This is a genomic window from Myxococcus sp. AB036A (assembly GCF_006547355.1).
GTDB classification, from domain to species: Bacteria; Myxococcota; Myxococcia; order Myxococcales; family Myxococcaceae; genus Myxococcus; species Myxococcus virescens.
On record NZ_VHLC01000024.1, the window covers coordinates 23,010 to 39,449 of the forward strand.

At 67.9% G+C, this 16,440-nt stretch carries 17 protein-coding genes; 7 read left to right on the top strand and 10 right to left on the bottom strand.

Annotated features, from left to right (window positions below):
- Positions 1-161 precede the first annotated feature (161 nt).
- Positions 162-524 (bottom strand): DoxX family protein, encoded by a 363-nt coding sequence (locus FL344_RS12610; protein ID WP_141591189.1) that lies wholly within the window; start codon positions 522-524, stop codon positions 162-164.
- A gap of 235 nt (positions 525-759) precedes the next feature.
- Here FL344_RS12610 and FL344_RS12615 point away from each other — a divergent pair, with 235 nt between their 5' ends.
- The 3 genes from FL344_RS12615 (at position 760) to FL344_RS12625 (ending at position 3,659) form a co-directional block, all read left to right on the top strand.
- Positions 760-1,398 (top strand): hypothetical protein, encoded by a 639-nt coding sequence (locus FL344_RS12615; RefSeq protein WP_141618692.1) that lies wholly within the window; start codon positions 760-762, stop codon positions 1,396-1,398.
- Positions 1,399-1,656: 258 nt separating this feature from the next.
- Complete coding sequence (locus tag FL344_RS12620; protein WP_194863089.1) at positions 1,657-2,583, top strand: triacylglycerol lipase; 927 nt, start codon at positions 1,657-1,659, stop codon at positions 2,581-2,583.
- Positions 2,584-2,606: 23 nt separating this feature from the next.
- Positions 2,607-3,659: a lipase secretion chaperone gene (locus tag FL344_RS12625; RefSeq protein WP_141618694.1), complete on the top strand. Its 1,053-nt coding sequence runs from the start codon at positions 2,607-2,609 to the stop codon at positions 3,657-3,659.
- Between the two features lie 34 nt (positions 3,660-3,693).
- On the opposite strand, the gene FL344_RS12630 is transcribed toward FL344_RS12625, so the two are convergent.
- Together FL344_RS12630 and FL344_RS12635 are read right to left on the bottom strand one after the other, a co-directional pair.
- Positions 3,694-4,092 carry a GFA family protein gene (locus FL344_RS12630; RefSeq protein ID WP_141618695.1) on the bottom strand — a complete coding sequence of 133 codons (399 nt, stop codon included), beginning with the start codon at positions 4,090-4,092 and terminating at the stop codon, positions 3,694-3,696.
- A gap of 53 nt (positions 4,093-4,145) precedes the next feature.
- Positions 4,146-4,718 (bottom strand): hypothetical protein, encoded by a 573-nt coding sequence (locus FL344_RS12635; protein WP_141591187.1) that lies wholly within the window; start codon positions 4,716-4,718, stop codon positions 4,146-4,148.
- Positions 4,719-5,085: 367 nt separating this feature from the next.
- Here FL344_RS12635 and FL344_RS12640 point away from each other — a divergent pair, with 367 nt between their 5' ends.
- Both FL344_RS12640 and FL344_RS12645 read left to right on the top strand, forming a co-directional pair.
- Complete coding sequence (locus FL344_RS12640; protein ID WP_141591139.1) at positions 5,086-5,547, top strand: YaiI/YqxD family protein; 462 nt, start codon at positions 5,086-5,088, stop codon at positions 5,545-5,547.
- A 70-nt stretch (positions 5,548-5,617) separates the two neighbouring features.
- Positions 5,618-6,097 (top strand): VOC family protein, encoded by a 480-nt coding sequence (locus FL344_RS12645; protein WP_141618697.1) that lies wholly within the window; start codon positions 5,618-5,620, stop codon positions 6,095-6,097.
- 9 nt (positions 6,098-6,106) lie between these two features.
- Here the strand turns inward: FL344_RS12645 and FL344_RS12650 are convergent, their stop codons facing one another.
- Positions 6,107-7,375: a crosslink repair DNA glycosylase YcaQ family protein gene (locus FL344_RS12650; protein WP_141618698.1), complete on the bottom strand. Its 1,269-nt coding sequence runs from the start codon at positions 7,373-7,375 to the stop codon at positions 6,107-6,109.
- A 169-nt stretch (positions 7,376-7,544) separates the two neighbouring features.
- Between FL344_RS12650 and FL344_RS12655 the strand changes: the two genes are divergently transcribed.
- Both FL344_RS12655 and FL344_RS12660 read left to right on the top strand, forming a co-directional pair.
- Complete coding sequence (locus FL344_RS12655) at positions 7,545-8,153, top strand: 2,3-diphosphoglycerate-dependent phosphoglycerate mutase (RefSeq protein WP_141618699.1); 609 nt, start codon at positions 7,545-7,547, stop codon at positions 8,151-8,153.
- A gap of 193 nt (positions 8,154-8,346) precedes the next feature.
- Positions 8,347-9,015: a DUF4476 domain-containing protein gene (locus FL344_RS12660; protein ID WP_228564984.1), complete on the top strand. Its 669-nt coding sequence runs from the start codon at positions 8,347-8,349 to the stop codon at positions 9,013-9,015.
- 73 nt (positions 9,016-9,088) lie between these two features.
- Here the strand turns inward: FL344_RS12660 and FL344_RS12665 are convergent, their stop codons facing one another.
- The 6 genes from FL344_RS12665 to ccoN form a co-directional block, all read right to left on the bottom strand.
- Positions 9,089-9,667, bottom strand: a complete 579-nt coding sequence (locus tag FL344_RS12665; RefSeq protein WP_194858421.1) for a hemerythrin domain-containing protein — start codon at positions 9,665-9,667, stop codon at positions 9,089-9,091.
- Positions 9,668-9,678: 11 nt separating this feature from the next.
- A complete protein-coding gene (hemN, locus tag FL344_RS12670; protein ID WP_141618701.1) occupies positions 9,679-11,052 on the bottom strand; it encodes an oxygen-independent coproporphyrinogen III oxidase in 1,374 nt (457 codons plus the stop codon).
- A gap of 839 nt (positions 11,053-11,891) precedes the next feature.
- Complete coding sequence (gene ccoG, locus FL344_RS12675; protein ID WP_141618702.1) at positions 11,892-13,313, bottom strand: cytochrome c oxidase accessory protein CcoG; 1,422 nt, start codon at positions 13,311-13,313, stop codon at positions 11,892-11,894.
- Between the two features lie 20 nt (positions 13,314-13,333).
- Complete coding sequence (locus FL344_RS12680) at positions 13,334-13,885, bottom strand: c-type cytochrome (protein ID WP_141618703.1); 552 nt, start codon at positions 13,883-13,885, stop codon at positions 13,334-13,336.
- Complete coding sequence (locus tag FL344_RS12685; RefSeq protein WP_141591124.1) at positions 13,875-14,057, bottom strand: cbb3-type cytochrome c oxidase subunit 3; 183 nt, start codon at positions 14,055-14,057, stop codon at positions 13,875-13,877. Before FL344_RS12685 ends, FL344_RS12680 begins: the two co-directional genes overlap by 11 nt.
- Entirely contained in the window at positions 14,057-16,438 is a 2,382-nt protein-coding gene (ccoN, locus tag FL344_RS12690) for a cytochrome-c oxidase, cbb3-type subunit I (protein ID WP_141618704.1), read from the bottom strand. Before ccoN ends, FL344_RS12685 begins: the two co-directional genes overlap by 1 nt.
- Positions 16,439-16,440 lie beyond the last annotated feature (2 nt).

Here is a 16,440-nt window from a genome sequence, read left to right on the forward strand (position 1 = left end):
CGGCGCCCGATGCCGGGGTGAGTCCGTCCCACGCGATTGTCTTTCCCTCGTCGGACGCGGCGAAGCGGAACGCGGTGCTGGACTTCGTGGGCGCCCGGAGAATGAGCGCCCGTCCTCAGACAACGAAAGCCTGACTCCAGGAGAGGAACCGTGGCGCGTGCTCAGGGCGAGCGGCGCAGGGGCAGCAAGGCCCGGAGACGTGCGTCCCGCAGAAAAAGCCCCGCCCAGGCGAAAACGCCCACGAGGATGGGGGCGATGAACGGCTCGGACAGACGCACGTGCGTCGAGGTGGCGCCGCCGAGGTAGCCCGTAACGAGGATGGCGCCCAAGACAGCCGTCCGCGGCACCGCGTAGAGCGCCATGCAGAGGAGCTCGGTGATTCCAATGGCCAGCAACACCGAGCCAGGGTAGCCAGACTTCTCGATTCCCTGGATGGCTTCGGGTGACTGCCCCAGCTTCTTCGACGCGCTGAAGACCAGCGTGGCGACGACGAGCCCGGTGAAGATGCGTCCCAGCCAGAGCATCCATCCCTTGGCGACAGGGGCGGACTGCGTGGAGGCCGGGGAGGCGGCGGAGGAAGTGCTCGACATGAGAGAGACGCCCTGGGTGGAAGTGGGACCTGGAAGCCTCGCCGATCTAACGACCCCACACACTTCTCCACAAGGGACGAGGCGCAGCGAACAAACCCATTCGGGAAAGGATGCGCTGTTGACGGAGAGGTTGGCCGCGCGCTCCAATGGCCATCATGGGGGTCGTTCCATGACGTTGCTGAACGAATTGCGCCAGCGCATTGACTCACGCTTTCCGCTCACCGCCTATGCGGACCCAGCGCCACGCGCATTCCAACCCGCCGCCCTGCTGGCGTTCGCCACCCGGGTGACGGATGCCTATGCGGCCGACGCCCGGCACCTTGATGAGGGATGCAGCGACTCCTGGCGAGCCCTGCTGGCCCACGCCTTCGACGTCTACGAAGCCGTCCGGCCCTGCCTGTCCATCCGCTATTCGACGCGCACCGTCTACTCAGGCCCGGAGGACATCGTCGCGGACCTGGAGCGGGGACAGCTCGAAATCAACACCGAGCACTGCGAGCATCCCTTGTGGACGCCGGAGGAGAACTGCGTCTTCCGCATCGTCCATGACGTGATTCCCCATGCCATGTACGCGCGGCCCTTCTCGCTGGAGGGAGAAGTGCTCGCCTTCCATGACCACGTCCGCCGGGCCCCCGCGGAGGCGAAGCTGGCGCTGTTCACCGAAATCTTCGGCTATGCCGCCATCCGCTACTCCACCGGCGTGTATCCCGAAACGCAGAAGTGCATTGTCTTCCCGGAGCTGCTCGCGGACTACGAAACGGGCTTCCTCCCGCCCGCGGGAAATCCCTCCACACAGCCCGGGGCGTAAGCCCTTCGAACGTCAGCGTCAGGTCGTCTTCTTGCGCGCGGTCCGCGCCGCGCCGTGATGCGCTCGCGCAGCCCCGGCTCCGCTCAACGCACCGCGCCGCGAGCCCTTGACGCAACACAGCAAAAACAGGCGACAACTGGCCTCGCCCGGTTTACTGATAATGCAGGAGGCGCCTTGATTCTGGTCTGTGATTGGCCTACGCGTTGATTCGCGGGTCAATCCGCAGTGGACCCGTCCCCCGAACAGGAGCCCCTCCTCATGCGAAACGCTGTCCGGACACTGGTTCTGGCTGTCGCGGCACTTGGCTTGTGGGCGCAACCCGCGCTCGCGAATACCCAAACGCAGACCCGCTATCCCATCGTGCTGGCGCACGGCATGGCGGGCTTCGACTCGCTGTTTGGCGTCTACGACTACTTCTATGGCATCGGCTCCGACCTGCGCGCGGGCGGGGCGACGGTGTACGTGACGAGCGTTCCGCAGTTCAACACCACGGAGCAGCGTGGCGAGGCGCTGCTGGCGCAGGTGAAGGACATCGTCGCGCGCTCGGGCAAGGGCAAGGTGAACCTCATTGGCCACAGCCACGGCGGCCTGGACGTGCGCTACGTGGCGGCGGTGCGCCCGGACCTGGTGGCGTCCGTGACGACGGTGGGCTCTCCGCACAAGGGCGCGGACCTGGCGGACTACCTGCGCGCCAACCTCCGGGGCGGCTCCTTCACGGAGAGCGTGCTGGCCTACTTCGCCAGCAACCTGGGCACCGTCCTGGGGCTGCTGTCGGGGAAGACGAGCCCGCAGGACGCCATTGGCGCGCTGGCGGCGCTCAGCAAGTCCGGCACGGCGGCGTTCAACCAGAAGTACCCGGCGGGCATCCCCTCCAGCAGCTGCGGCCAGGGCGCCGCGACGGGGGCGCAGGGCCAGCGCTACTACTCCTGGTCCGGCACGGACCCCTTCACCAACCTGTTCGACGCGTCCGACTACCCGATGAAGCTGAGCTCGTTCTTCTACAGCGAGGCGAACGACGGCCTGGTCGGCAGGTGCAGCTCGCACTTCGGCACGGTGCTGCGTGACAACTACGACATGAACCACCTGGACGAGGTGAACCAGGTGCTGGGCCTCACCGCCTTCTTCACCAACCCGAAGACGGTGTTCCGCAACCATGCCAACCGCCTGAAGGGGCTCGGCCTCTAGACGGCCGCGCGCGAAGGACCGCCATGAAGAGCCGCGCCGTCATTCCCGTAGCCGCGCTGTGCGCCCTGCTGGGTGCGGGCGTGTTCTCATGGTGGAAGGCCCGGGCGACGCCCACGCCGCCCGGGCCCGCTGTCGCCGCTGTCTCACCGCCGATGCCCTCCGCGCTGCGCGTGGGTACACCGGCTCCGCAACGTGCCGTGCCCACCGCGTCGCCCGCGGACACCACCTCCGCCGCGCCCGCCCTGCCCCCCATGCCGGGCTCGCTCCAGGATACGGAGGAGGATGGCTCGGTGCAGGTGGATGCGTCGGGTCACCTGGTGGTGTCGGCGGACCTGCGGCGCCTGTTCGACTACTACCTTTCCGCGATGGGCGAGGAAGGGCTACCCGTCATCCGCGAGCGCATCCTCGCCTCGCTGCGGGCCAAGAATCTGCCAGCCGCTGCGATGGAGGAAGCCGTGCGCGTCCTGGATGACTACCTGGCGTATCGCGACGCGGCGCGCACCTTCGCGGCGAACCAACGGGGCGCGGAGCTGGACGTGGGCGCGCGGCTGGAGTCCCTGCGCGAGCTGCGCCGCGAGCACCTGGGCCCCTGGGCGGAGGGACTCTTCGGTGACGAGGAGCGGGTGGACGCGGTGTCAGTGGAGCGGATGAAGCTCCAGCAGGACACCACGCTGTCGCCCGAGGAGCGCGAGCGCCGCATCGCCGCGCTGGATGAACAACTCCCCGCGGAATACCGCGCCAGCCGCGACGAGGCGCTGCGCCCCCTGCGGCAGCAGGCGGTGGAACGCGAGCTGGTGGAATCCGGTGCGTCGGCCGAGGACCTGCGCCAGCACCGGCTGACCACCGTGGGCGCGGAGGCCACCGAGCGGCTGGAGGCCATGGACCGCGAGGAGGCCGAGTGGAAGCGGCGGCTGGCGGAGTTCCGTTCCCGCCGGGAGGCGCTAGGCCAGTCCGAGCCGAACCCCGCCGCGCGTCAGGCCGCCGTGCAGCGGCTGCTGTTCGACTCCTTCACCCCGGAGGAGCGCTTGCGGGTGGAGGCCCTGGACGCCATCGACGCGGCGGCCAGAGCTCCCTGAGCCTCACAGCACCGGGGCGTGAGCAAGCGGGTGCTCACTTCCCAGGGAAGGTGTCGTACTCCACGAGGCCCGGAGTGATGTCGTAGTAGTCCCCCTTGCTGCCCAGATAGATGTGCGCCTTCTCGCGGATGCCGGTGGGCGACTCCAACGTCCCGGCGCAAATCGACATCTTCGCGGAAGGCGCTTCATCAAACAGCACACTGGAACCGCACTCGACGCAGAAGCCGCGCCGCACCGTGGGCGAGACGGTGTGCCATTTGAGGCCGTGCTCCTCCGTGAGCCGGAAGCCATCCCGGTCCACGGCCGCGTAGGCCCCGACGTGCCCATGCCATTTGCGGCACTTCGAGCAATGACAGTACGTCACCGCCGTCAGCGGCGCGTTCACCTCATACCGCACCGCTCCGCAAAAGCAGCCACCCGTGTTCTTGTTCATGCGCTCGTTCTACAACACACACCACGAGCGAGTGCGAAATTCATGAACAGGGTTCAATCGTCATCATCATCGTCTTCGTAGTCCCCGTCCAAAAAGCCAGCGGCCCGCTCCGGCGACGGCACGTTGAAGGTGCAGGTCAGCTCACTGCCGTCCCTGTAACGGTAAACGAAGCGGCCCGCGGCCAGGTCATCATTCACCGCGTCCAGGGTCACCGAGCCCGCCACCGGCATGCCCGTCGTTTCGGGAAAGCCCGTCGTCGAGTGTGTCGCCACGCTGGCGAGCCAGTCCACCACCAGCGAGTCCGCCGCTGGCACCAGCCGCTGCCCATCCTCGTTGGACAACGCCACCGTCACCGGCCCGCCGCTGACGACGGCCCCATTCACGAGCCGGATGTCCACGCCGAACCTCGTCATACCCGCGGTACCCTTGGGGTCGTAGCTCAGGTCAATCCAGGTGCCGTGCTGCCCATTCCCGCCGGAGCCATTGCGGATCCACCGGGACATTTCACCATCGATGGGCCATTTCACTCGGGTGCCCAGGAGGGTGCCTTGGCATTCCCCCGTGGCGTCGGTACCGCAAGCCGAGGTGAGCAGGGCGATGGCAATGATTGGAATCACGACACGCATTGAAAATAGAGGCATGGGCGTCATCATAGATGCGACCGCCAGTCCTTCCACAAAGCCCACAGCCGACGTCCTCCATCTTGGACAACACGTCGCGTCATGACGACCGCAAGGGATTGCCTCTCACGGTTTGTGTCCCCCGCCCCCGGGCCGTTCGTCCCCACCCGCGTGCAGGGCATCCCTGTCGCCAGCTGGAGACACTGTCACAGGGAGAGTACCTGCGGGTCCTGGGCACCGACAGAAGGGCCGTGCGGACTGGGAGCAGCCACCGCGCCCGCGTGAGTCCGCGCTCGGCCATGGGCCGGAAGGCACGGTGGCTCATCGCGCAGTGGGTGAGTCCGCGCGCGGATCCTGAGATAGTCGTCCCCGTATGAAAATCTGGGTCGATGCCGATGCCTGCCCGGGCCCCGTCCGGGACATCATCCTGCGCGCTGGCCAGCGCGTGAAGGTTCACACCGTCTTCGTGGCCAACCACGCGATCTCCCTGCCCCGGCTGGCCTATGTCTCCAGCGTGCAGGTGGGCGCGGGCCTCGACGTCGCCGACCGGCACATCGCCCAGCAGGCACAGCCGGGAGACCTGGCCGTCACCCAGGACATCCCGCTCGCCGCCCTGCTGGTGCCCAAGGGCGTCGTGGTGCTGGACCCGCGCGGAGAGGTCTTCACCGAGGAGAACGTCGCCGAGCGGCTCTCCGTCCGGAACTTCATGCAGGAGCTTCGGGAGAGCGGCGTGACGACCGGAGGCCCGGACGGCTACTCGGCACAGGACCGGCAGCAGTTCGCAGGCGCCCTGGACCGGGAGCTGACCCGGCTGGTGAAGGCGGAGCCCAAGTAGAACTCGTCCAATCCTCCCGAGCGCGCCGGAGGCATCCTCCCGGCATCCCCCCCACCCAGGAAGGTGCTCCATGAACAACAAGAACCCGTCCTCCTCCGCCGCGACGCTCCCCGAGGGCCCCCGCCTCTCCCTGGCCCTGGTGACGAAGGACGCGCCCGCGGCGCTCGACTTCTACACAAGGGCCTTCGGCGCGAAGGAGAAGTACCGGCTCACCGAGCCGAGCGGGCGCGTGGGCCACGCGGAGATGGACCTGGGCGGCGTGACGCTGATGCTCGCGGACGAATACCCGGAGTACGACATCCTGAGCCCCCAAAGCCGCGGGGGCACGACGTGCTCGCTGAACCTCCGGGTGGATGACGTGGACGCCGCCGCCCAGCGTGCCATCGACGCGGGCGCCACCCTGGAGCGCCCCATCCAGGACGAGTTCTACGGCGAACGCTCGGCGCACCTAAGAGATCCGTTCGGCCATCGCTGGGCCCTCAACGCCCGCATCGAGAACGTGTCCCCCGAGGAGATGCAGCGCCGCTTCACGCGGATGCTCCAGGGCTGAGGCTCCGGCCTACTTCCCCAGTGACTTCACGAAGTCCGCGCGCTTCTGCACGGAGTCCTCGCTGTCCAGGCTGAAGCTGCGCGCGAGGCTGAAGTCCTCTCGAAGGAACGTGGCCGTGTCCTCGGCCAGGGCCTGCACGGCCTTGCGCCGCTTGGGCGCCAGCGGCTCGAAGGTGTGGAACACCACGTCGTCCGCCTTCGGGTCGAACTCCCACAGCCCCACCAGCCGCTCCGCATCCAGCACGGGGCGGACGAAGATGTGGGCGGCCTCGCCCAGGGTGCCGCCCTTGGCGGAACCCCACGTCGGAACCGCGATGCCATGGTGCTTGGGGTCCGTCACCCAGGCGGGCCCGCCATGCGACGAGACATACAGGTCATGCGCGGGCAGCAGGGACACGGACGTGGCCGCGGGGACCTTTTTTCGCAACTCAGCGAGGGCGTCCTCGGGCACATAGGCCGCCTCCGAGTACCCCTCCACGGCCACCGGCACCAGCCCCGCCCGCGCCACGGCTGCCTTCGCGTCCCGCTGCGAGAAGGCCGACCACGCCGCGAAGTCCTCCACCGTCGCCGGACCGAACTGGCGGAAGAAGAGGGCCGCCAGCCGCGCGTTGCGCTCCTCCGCCGCGGCGGGCACCTTGGCCCCGATGAAGGGGTTGCGAGCCGTCAGCCGCCACAGGTAGCGCTCCGTATCCAGCCGCCCGCCTTCGGTGCGGCGCTCCACCTTGCCCTCGAACTCCAGGTGGCGCAGCGCGGGCGGCAGCGTCGAGGACAGGCCCACCTTCTTGCCCACCTCGCCCAGGCTGCGCACCACGCCCGCAGGCATCGCCTTGCGCAGCGCGTCCGTGGACAGCGGCCCCTTGCGCAGCGCCACCAGCGCGGCCTCGGCCACGTCCGCCAGCTCCTTCGCGTCCAGGCCCACCTTCTCGTGCTCGCGGTCGGCCCGCTTGCGGTACGCCTCCTCGGCCACTCGCATCACCAGGGGCACGTGGACGCGAGGCACCAGGTAGATGCAGCCACGCACCGCGGGAATCACCTGGAGCTGGGACGCCTCCGCCGCCGCATCCAGGTCCGCCCGCCGCAGCCCCGGCACTCGGGCCCGCACCGCCAGGTACACGTCCACGCCACCCAGCGTCCGCACCCAGCCCGTCGCGGCGACCACCTCTTCCAGGCTCCCCTTCAGCGGCTCCGCGAGCCCCTGCGTCCGCAGCCAGTGCGCACGGGCGCGGGCCAGGGTGATGCTCAGCGCGGAATCAGCGGATGCGGCGACCTTGCGAGCCATGGTGTCTCCTCCTCCGCTCCCTCTAGTGCGACGGGCCCCGGCTCCACCAGGGGCACCGCGTGAGAAAGCAGCCTGAACGGAGCGCGAGACTGTGGAGCCTGGAACGCCCGGCCCCGGGTGGACGCGTACACCCCTGGCCGCCCCAGGGCTTCTGGATTACCTGGAGACCATGCCTACCCTCGTCCTGGTCCGACACGGTCAGTCGCTGTGGAATCAAGAGAACCGCTTCACCGGCCTCGTCGACGTCCCCCTCACCGACCAGGGGCGCCAGGAGGCCCGGCGCGCGGCGGAGGCGCTGAAAGGGATGACGTTCGACGTCGCCTATACGTCAGCGCTCATCCGGGCGCAGGAGACGCTGTCCATCCTCCTGGACTCGTTGGGACAGCAGATCCCCACCATCCGGGACGCCGCCCTCAACGAGCGCAACTACGGCGACCTGCAGGGGCTCAACAAGGCGGACGCCGCGAAGCGTTGGGGGGACGCGCAAATCAAGGTGTGGCGCCGCTCCTTCGACGTGCCGCCCCCCAACGGCGAGTCCCTGGAGATGACGGCGGAGCGCGTGTTGCCGTTCTATGAGCGCGCCATCGCCGGGGACCTGCGCCTGGGGAAGAACGTGCTGGTGGTGGCCCACGGCAACTCCAACCGTTCCCTGGTGATGAAGCTGGACAAACTCACGGGAGAGCAGGTGGTGGGGCTGGAGCTGGCCACCGGGGTGCCGCTCGTCTACGAGATGTCGCCGGACGGCGAGGTGCTGTCAAAGCGCACCGCGTCCCCCTGATTCAGGTGAAGGCACAGGGGGACTATCCATCCCCCTGGAGTCATGGGATACGCACGGCGGCGCGAGGACGGCTCAGGCCGCTCCAGGGGGAACTTCCGTGGTCCGGAGGCAGGCTGCACGCCCTACCGCGTCCGGTTGAATGGAACCGGCCCCGGCGCGTCAGATGCTTCGAGCACATGAAAGGACGCTCCCCATGAAGGCCCTGATCACCTCCCTCGCTCTCCTCTTCGCCCTTCCCTCTCTGGATGCCCACGCCCAGGCGGAAATGCGCCGTCCGCCCAGCCCGCCGCCGGGGCAGCAGATGCCGCAGCCGCACCATCCGCACCAGCCCAACTACCCGCCGCAGCACAGCGGCAGCCAGGTGGTGGTGGACCGGCGGGAGTTGAACGAGCGCCTGGACCGGCTGGAGAAGCTGCTGAAGGAAGCCGAGCAGCGGATGAACCGGCAGGAGCGCAACAAGTTCCGCAACGCCAAGGAGACGCTGAACTCCGTGCAGGACCTGGTGAACAGGGCGCCGCTGCTGGCCACCGTCCTCCCGCCGCCGGCGCCGATGCCGCCCCCGCAGCCGGTGGTGCGGCCCATCTCGGACAGCGAGCTGCGCCGCATCCACTCTTCCATCTCCCTGCAGACCTTCGCCGAGGACAAGATGCGCGTGCTCGTCTCGGCGGCCCAGCACCACTACTTCCTGGTCTCCCAGGTGGGCCAGCTCCTGGGCAACTTCCAGTTCACCCAGGACAAGCTGGCCGTGGTGCGCGAGCTGAAGCCGTACATCCTGGACCCGCAGAACAGCCACACGCTCTACAGCCACTTCACCTTCTCCAGCGACAAGAAGCGGCTGGACGACATTCTCTCGCAGCGATGAGCCGCGCGGGCTGACAGGCAGACAGCAGGACTCCGGGCGTCGCGGGAAGTGCTTCCGCAGCGCCCGTCGCGTTCTAGAACGAGCACACCGGCCCGCGCGGGAAGAGACGCCCCGCCGGGACGGGCGTGAAGGCGCGCTCCATGGCCTCCGCGGCCTCCGCCAGCGAGCCATGCGACGCCTCGATCCGGGCGAAGCGCGTCCGCATCCGGTCCAGGATTCCCGCGGGCAACAGCCGCCGCGCCATGGGGAACACCTGCGCTTCCTCCACCGCGGTGTGCCCCCGGTACAGGCGCAACCAGTCATCCGCCGCGTCGAGCATGCGCGCGGGGTCCGTCTCCCCGCCCCGCAGCATCGCCTCCGCCGCGCAGAGCATGGCCACCGCGTGCTCGCTGCCGGTGCCGTGCTCGCCGGACACCTGGGCCAACAGCCCGGGCGCCAGCGGCAGCCGGTGCGCCACCATCGTCTGGAAGAGCACCATCTCCTTCGCGTGGTGGCTGCCGTCCACGAAGGTGAGGAAGAAGTTCGCGGCGCGAAGGAAGAGGGAGGCCGAGACGAACTCCCCATCGCGGCCCTTCGCCACCGCCCGCTCCAGGACGACCAGCACGCGCTGGATGTGGCGGTGCTCCTGGTTCAACACGTCCAATGCATCCATGACCGACCCCTTCACACCGTGCGGGAAAAGCGGGGGCGCTCCGTCCCCGCGAGATACGCGTCGAACACCATGGCCACGTTGCGGACGAAGAGCCGCCCCATGGGCGTCAGCTCCAACTGCGAGCCGGTGCGCGTCACCAGGCCATCGGCCTCGAACGCGCGCAGCCGCTCCAGCTCCGGCGCGAAGTAGTCGGCGCCGTCCGCCCCCAGGTCCACCCAGAAGTTGCACATGAGCCGGGTGATGACAGCGCGGCGGCGCTGGTCGTCCGCCGTCAGGGACAAGCCCCGCTCCGTGGCCAGGCAGCCCTGGGAGACGCGCTCGTAGTAGCGCGGCAGCGCGCGGACATTCTGCGCATACGCGCCATCCACATCGCTGATGCCGGTGCTGCCAATGGCTACCACGTCCGACGCGGCCTTGACGGTGTAGCCCTGGAAGTTGCGGCCCAGCCGGCGCTCGGCCTGCGCGCGCGCCAGCTCGTCCTCGGGCACCGCGAAGTGGTCCATGCCGATGGGCCGGTAGCCCGCGGACACAAAGGCCGAGTAGGCGGAACGGAACAACTCCAGCTTGGCGCGCCCGCTGGGAATGGCCTCCGCGGGCATGCGCCGCTGGTGCTTCAGCACCTCGGGCATGAACGCGAAGGAGTAGACGGCCAGCCGGTCCGGCCGCATCGACAACACCGTGTCCAGCGTGCGGGCCCACCCCTCGGCGTCCTGGTGTGGCAGGCCGTAGATGAGGTCGAAGTTCACGCCCTTGAAGCCCAGCAGCCGCGCGTGCTCCAGCAGCGCCCGCGTCTCCTCTGGGGACTGGATGCGGTTGGTGGCCTCCTGCACGCGCGCGTCGAAGTCCTGCAGGCCCATGGACACGCGGTTGAAGCCCAGGCTCCGCAGCAGCGTGAGCTGGCCGGGCGTCGTCACGGCCGGGTGGATTTCGATGGCCACCTCCGCATCCGACGCGATGCGGAAGCGACGGGTGAGCGCCGTCCACAGCCGTTCGAGCTGCCGCTCATCCAGGAAGGTGGGTGTACCCCCACCCCAGTGAATCTGGGACAAGGAGCGTCGGCAGCCGAGCCGCTGCACCACCAGGTCCAACTCCATCTCCAGATGGTCGATGTACTGGTCCGCCGCGGCCCGGTCCCGGCTGATGACGACGTTGCAGCCGCAGTACCAGCAGAGGCTGCGGCAGAAGGGCAAGTGCACGTAGAGCGACAGCGGCTCGGCGTGCTCCCGGGAGCCTGCACGCTCGAGCCGCTCCACCAGATGCTCCGGACCGAAGTCCTTCCGCCACTCGGGCGCCGTGGGGTAGCTGGTGTAGCGAGGGCCGGAGACGTCGTACCGGCTCAGCAGGGCTTCGGGTGGCGTGGGGACTTCCTGGCGGGGGGGCTCCATCTCACCGCTTCACCATTCCAAGCCTCGTGCCAGGAGCATCCAAGGCGGGACGGGGACGGGAACCGGCGAGGATCGCGCACGATTTGCGACTCCCCCCAGGCCCTGTGCAAGTCCTGCACAAACAAACGGATGTCCCGAACTTCAGCGCCACGAAGGACGCATCGGCTTCCCAATTGGGACGTACCACCTGCCACAACAGGAGCCAGGTTCACAGCACACCCAAACTGGATCTTTAAACCGCCGCAACAACAAACACAGTCCACACCTCGCTCAATCCATCAAGACTCAATTCAAATCCTTCCCACACGCAACCATCATTCGACAATTCAAACAAAAACCAATAGACAAGAATTGCCTGCCAAGACGGGCCCGGAAGCAGAAACCATCATCCACTAGCGAAACGAGACCCAACATGAAGCGTGCGTCAACTACGTTGGCAGCAGCATTTTGCATTGCACTCGGCATGACGGCGTGTGGCCCAGGTTCCGCCCCGGAGGGAACGCCGGAAACTTCGACTGAGTCGAACGAAGTAAGCGCCCAGGCCTGCTCCCTGCACGGATGGTGGACGTGCCCAGACGATGGCACCGAGTTCCCATGGGACTCCGAAACGTGCTTGGTCCCGGCCACGAAGACGAAGGCCTATATGCGAACTGCCTGCGAGAGCTACTGCACCGCGACTTGTGTGGCCACGGACACGGACACGGACACCTGATTGCCACTGGGCTTTCAGCCGCCATGAGCGGTTTGCCCAGGACCGGATGAACCACTGTCCACCGTGAGAAGCCGAGCCAGGTGACGTTCTTCATCGACGTCACCTGGCATTTCTCTATCAAATCATGTCAACCGCCCTTGGCGGCAGGCCCTAGGAAGCGGGCCTCCATGCGCTTCACTTCACCTGAGGCCGCGTCGGCCACCTCGACGGTGAAGTGGAATGGGAGCTCCGTCCCGCTGCGCTCCACGGTGATGAACAGCGGCACTCGGAAGCTCTCCAGCGAGGCGAGCGTCACCTGCGCCTGTGGCACCACCACCTTCGCGGGCACGGGACTGTCCACGCGGATGGTGAGCACCGTCTCGGAGGGGTTCTTGTTCACGAGGTGCAGCTCGAACTGGTTCCGTACCGTGCCCTGCTCGACGACGTAGGGCATGCCCTGGAAGCGCAGCAGGTTCGCCTCGAAGGGCACGCGCCGCACCAGACTCAGCGTGAAGCCCACCACCGCCACCAGCATCAACGCGCCGTAGATGAACAAGCGGGGCCGGAGCACCCGCCGTGGCTGCCCGTCCAATCCGTTGAGCGAGTCATAGCGGATGAGCCCACGCGGCCGGCCCAGCTTGTCCATGACGCCGTCGCACGCATCCACGCACTGCGTGCACGCGAGGCAGTCCATCTGCAAGCCATTGCGGATGTCGATGCCCGTAGGGCACACGGCCACGCACTTGAAGCAGTCCACGCAGTCGCCGCGCGGAGGTGGGGCCGGGACACCCGGAGCGGCCTTGATGAGACGGCCCCGGGGCTCTCCGCGCCGCGTGTCATAGCCGACGATGAGCGAGTCCCGGTCCTGCATCGCCGACTGGAGGCGGCCATACGGGCACACCACCACGCAGAGCTGCTCACGGAACCACGCGAAGTTGAAGTACAGCGAGCCCGTCACGGCCATGGCCCAGGTGAAGGCCACCGGCGAAGCCACCGGGCCGTCGGCGACCATCGCGACGAGCCCTCCCGCCGAGACAAAGAGGCTCAACGCCGCGTGGGAGATGAGCAGCGACACCGCGACGTACGCGCCATGCTTGAGCACCGCCCGCGCCACTCGCACGGGCGTCCACGGCTCCTTCGCGGCCTTCAGCCGCCGCTCCCGGGGCCCGTCTATGAACCGCTCGATGGGACGATAGAGCGCCTCCAGGAACACCGTCTGGGGACACGCCCAGCCGCACCACACGCGCCCCAGCCACGCGGTGAAGAACAGCAGGCCGAAGCCCACCGACGTCAGCAGGAACAGGACGCGCCAGAAGTCCTGCGCGTTGTACGTGCCCCCGAAGAGGTAGAAGCGGCGCGCCGCCACGTCCAGGTGCACCGCCGGGTGGCCCCCCACCTCCACCAGTGGAAGGGCCAGGTAGATGGCGATGAGGACCGCGAAGCCCACCCGCCGCCGATTGATGAACCGGCCGTGCACGTCCGCCGGGTGGAGCGCCAGCCTCGAACCATCCGCGTGGATGGACGTGAGCTGGTCGATGCGCGGGCCATCCCGCTGCGGTGCCGCCGACATGGCTGCTTCCTCTCCGTGAGCTACGGCTGCTCGGGTTCGCCCTGCGGCTCCTTGCCGCCAGGCGCGTTGGTGCCCTTGAGCGTGAGCAAATAGGCGGTGACGGCCTTGACGCGCTCGGCGCCCAGGGTGCGCTCCCACGCGGGCATGCCCTTGGCCACCACGCCGTCCGCCACGACCTTGTGGATGGCCATGGGGCCGCCACCGTGCATCCAATACGCGTCCGTCAGGTTGGGGCCGATGGAGCCCTGCCCCTGCACGCCGTGACAGGCCGCGCAGTTCGCCTGGAACACCTGCTTGCCGCTCTCCAGGGAGGCCGGGTCCTTGGCCAGCGCGAGCAGCATGCTGTCCGACGCCGGCGCGTTTCCGGACGCGCGCTTCGCCACCTCCGCGGACTCAGCGGCGTACTCACCGAGCTGTCCAGGCCCCACCTCGGCGATGTGGTACCAGAACCAGTACCCCGCGCTGAAGATGATGGACGTCCAGAGGATGAACAGCCACCAGTTGGGCAGGTGGTTGTCGTGTTCCTCGATGCCGTCATAGACGGAGTGCACCAGCGGCTTGTCACTGCTCATGGCGGCCCTCCCCCTGCTCGCTCAGCGGCATCCGCGCGAGCGCGTCGAAGTCCCCGCTGCGCCGCGCCATGAACACCCAGGCGACGACGCCGAGGAACACCGCGATGAACAGGACCAAGGCGAAGAGGGGCAGCTCGGTGAGCGACATCCCTTGATAGAATTGCTTGTACATCAGCGGCCCTCCTCACTGGCGATGGTGGCGGCAGGCAAACGGTCCGGCGGCGCGGGAGCCTTCTCCGGCGGCGCGGGCAGGTCCTGCGGCCCACGGCCCAGGCGCTGGAGGTAGGAGATGATGGCCACCATCTCCGAATCCCACGCCACCTGGACGCCCTGCGCCGCCAGGTCCGCGGTGATGCCCTCCGCCTGGGACTTCTGTCGCGCCTCGGCGCTGTCCACGTCCGCGTTGCTGTACGGCACGCCCAGCCGCTGCATCAGCGCGAGCTTCTTCGGCGCGTCCTTCACGACGATGCGCTGCTCGGCCAGCCACGGGTACGGCGGCATGTTGGAACCGGGGCTCGTCGCCCGAGGGTCCATCATGTGCGTGTAGTGCCAGAGGTTCGGGTACTTGCCGCCCAGCCGGTGCAGGTCCGGGCCCGTGCGCTTGCTGCCCCACTGGAAGGGGTGGTCGTAGATGAACTCCTCCGCGCGGGACACGTCGCCGTAGCGCTGCGTCTCCGCCACGAAGGGGCGAATCATCTGCGAGTGGCAGGTGTAGCAACCCTCGCGGACGTAGAGGTCGCGCCCCTGGAGCTCCAGCGGCGAGTACGGCTCCTGCGCCTGGCCGTGCGCCGGCACCGCCTGCTTGAGCATGATGGTGGGCAGCAGCTCCGCCACACCGCCAATCAGGATGGCGATGAGCGTGAGCACGGTGAAGGCCAGCGGCTTGCCCTCAATGAGGCCGAACCACGACGGACGGCCTGCTTCACGGTCCCTGCGGGTGACAATCCAGGCGAACTCGCCCAACGCGATGATGGCGCCCATCAGCACCACCGCGCGGACCGGCTTCGCCCAGCCGAGGAACATCGTCACGGTGAGGATGGCGATGGCGAACACCAACGGCCGGCCCGTGACGACCTGCACCCAGCCAGGCGTCGGGGCCTTGGCGGGGACGGGCTCGGCGACGGGCGTGGGCGGCTCCACGACGACGGTGGTCTCCCCGTCCACGGCCTTGCCGGCGCGGGCCGTCTTCCACAGGTTCCACGCCATCATGATGAAGCCCACCAGGTACATGGACCCGCCGACGAAGCGGACGATGTACATGGGCCGGATGGCCAGCAGCGTCTCCACGAAGTTCGGGTAGAGCAGCGTGCCGTCAGGGTTCGCCGCTTGCCACATGAGGCCCTGCGTGACGCCGCTGATCCACATCGACACCATGTAGAGGAGGATGCCCACCGTCCCGAGCCAGAAGTGCGCGTCCGCCGCCTTGGGCGAGTGCAGCTTCGTGCCGTACAGCCTGGGCACCAGCCAGTAGAACATGCCGGCCGCCATGAAGCCGTTCCAGCCCAGCGCGCCGCTGTGGACGTGGCCGACAATCCAGTCCGTGTAGTGGCCCAGCGCGCTCACCGACTTGATGGACAGCAGCGGCCCTTCGAAGGTGGCCATGCCGTAGAAGGTGACGCCCGCGATGAGGAACTTGAGGACGGGGTCCTCACGCAGCTTGTACCAGGCGCCCTTCAGCGTGAGCAGGCCGTTGAGCATGCCGCCCCACGACGGCGCCCACAGCATGACGCTGAAAATCATGCCCAGCGACTGCGCCCAGTCCGGCAGCGCCGTGTAGAGCAGGTGGTGCGGACCGGCCCAGATGTAGATGAAGACCAGGGCCCAGAAGTGGATGATGGACAGCCGGTACGAGTACACCGGCCGCTCCGCCGCCTTGGGCAGGAAGTAATACATGATGCCCAGGATGGGCGTGGTGAGGAAGAAGGCGACGGCGTTGTGGCCGTACCACCACTGCACCAGCGCGTCCTGGACGCCCGCGAAGACGGAGTAGCTCTTCATCCCCGACAGCGGCAGCGCCAGGCTGTTGACGATGTGCAGCACCGCCACCGTGACGATGGTCGCGATGTAGAACCAGATGGCGACGTAGAGGTTCTTCTCGTGGCGCTTCGCCAGCGTCCAGAAGAAGTTGATGGCGAAGACGACCCAGATGACGGCGATGGCCACGTCGATGGGCCACTCCAGCTCCGCATACTCCTTGGAGGTGGTGAAGCCCAGGGGCAGCGAAATCGCCGCCGCGACGATGATGAGCTGCCAGCCCCAGAAGTGGATTTTCGAGAGCAGGTCCGACGCCATGCGCGTCTTCAACAGACGCTGCGTGGAGTAGTAGATGCCCGCGAACATCATGTTGCCCACGAAGGCGAAGATGACCGCGTTCGTGTGCAGCGGGCGCAGGCGGGAGTAGGTCGTGTAGGGGATGCCCAGGTTCGCCTGCCACCAGGCGAGCTGACTGGCCGCCAGCGCCCCTACGGCCATTCCCACGATGCCGAACAGCACCGACGCGATGATGAAGCGCCGGACCGTGGTGTCGTCATAGATGATTCGTTGCTGATGCACGG

Coding starts and splice junctions, on each gene's coding strand:
- FL344_RS12625 (WP_141618694.1), top strand. CDS start 2,607: ATGAAGAGCCGCGCCGTCATTCCCGTAGCCGCGCTGTGCGCCCTGCTG.
- ccoG (WP_141618702.1), bottom strand. CDS start 13,313: ATGTCGGCGGCACCGCAGCGGGATGGCCCGCGCATCGACCAGCTCACG.
- FL344_RS12665 (WP_194858421.1), bottom strand. CDS start 9,667: ATGGATGCATTGGACGTGTTGAACCAGGAGCACCGCCACATCCAGCGC.
- FL344_RS12630 (WP_141618695.1), bottom strand. CDS start 4,092: ATGAACAAGAACACGGGTGGCTGCTTTTGCGGAGCGGTGCGGTATGAG.
- FL344_RS12650 (WP_141618698.1), bottom strand. CDS start 7,375: ATGGCTCGCAAGGTCGCCGCATCCGCTGATTCCGCGCTGAGCATCACC.
- FL344_RS12635 (WP_141591187.1), bottom strand. CDS start 4,718: ATGCGTGTCGTGATTCCAATCATTGCCATCGCCCTGCTCACCTCGGCT.
- FL344_RS12680 (WP_141618703.1), bottom strand. CDS start 13,885: ATGAGCAGTGACAAGCCGCTGGTGCACTCCGTCTATGACGGCATCGAG.
- FL344_RS12660 (WP_228564984.1), top strand. CDS start 8,347: ATGAAGGCCCTGATCACCTCCCTCGCTCTCCTCTTCGCCCTTCCCTCT.
- FL344_RS12655 (WP_141618699.1), top strand. CDS start 7,545: ATGCCTACCCTCGTCCTGGTCCGACACGGTCAGTCGCTGTGGAATCAA.
- hemN (WP_141618701.1), bottom strand. CDS start 11,052: ATGGAGCCCCCCCGCCAGGAAGTCCCCACGCCACCCGAAGCCCTGCTG.
- FL344_RS12645 (WP_141618697.1), top strand. CDS start 5,618: ATGAACAACAAGAACCCGTCCTCCTCCGCCGCGACGCTCCCCGAGGGC.
- FL344_RS12615 (WP_141618692.1), top strand. CDS start 760: ATGACGTTGCTGAACGAATTGCGCCAGCGCATTGACTCACGCTTTCCG.
- FL344_RS12685 (WP_141591124.1), bottom strand. CDS start 14,057: ATGTACAAGCAATTCTATCAAGGGATGTCGCTCACCGAGCTGCCCCTC.
- FL344_RS12640 (WP_141591139.1), top strand. CDS start 5,086: ATGAAAATCTGGGTCGATGCCGATGCCTGCCCGGGCCCCGTCCGGGAC.
- FL344_RS12620 (WP_194863089.1), top strand. CDS start 1,657: ATGCGAAACGCTGTCCGGACACTGGTTCTGGCTGTCGCGGCACTTGGC.
- FL344_RS12610 (WP_141591189.1), bottom strand. CDS start 524: ATGCTCTGGCTGGGACGCATCTTCACCGGGCTCGTCGTCGCCACGCTG.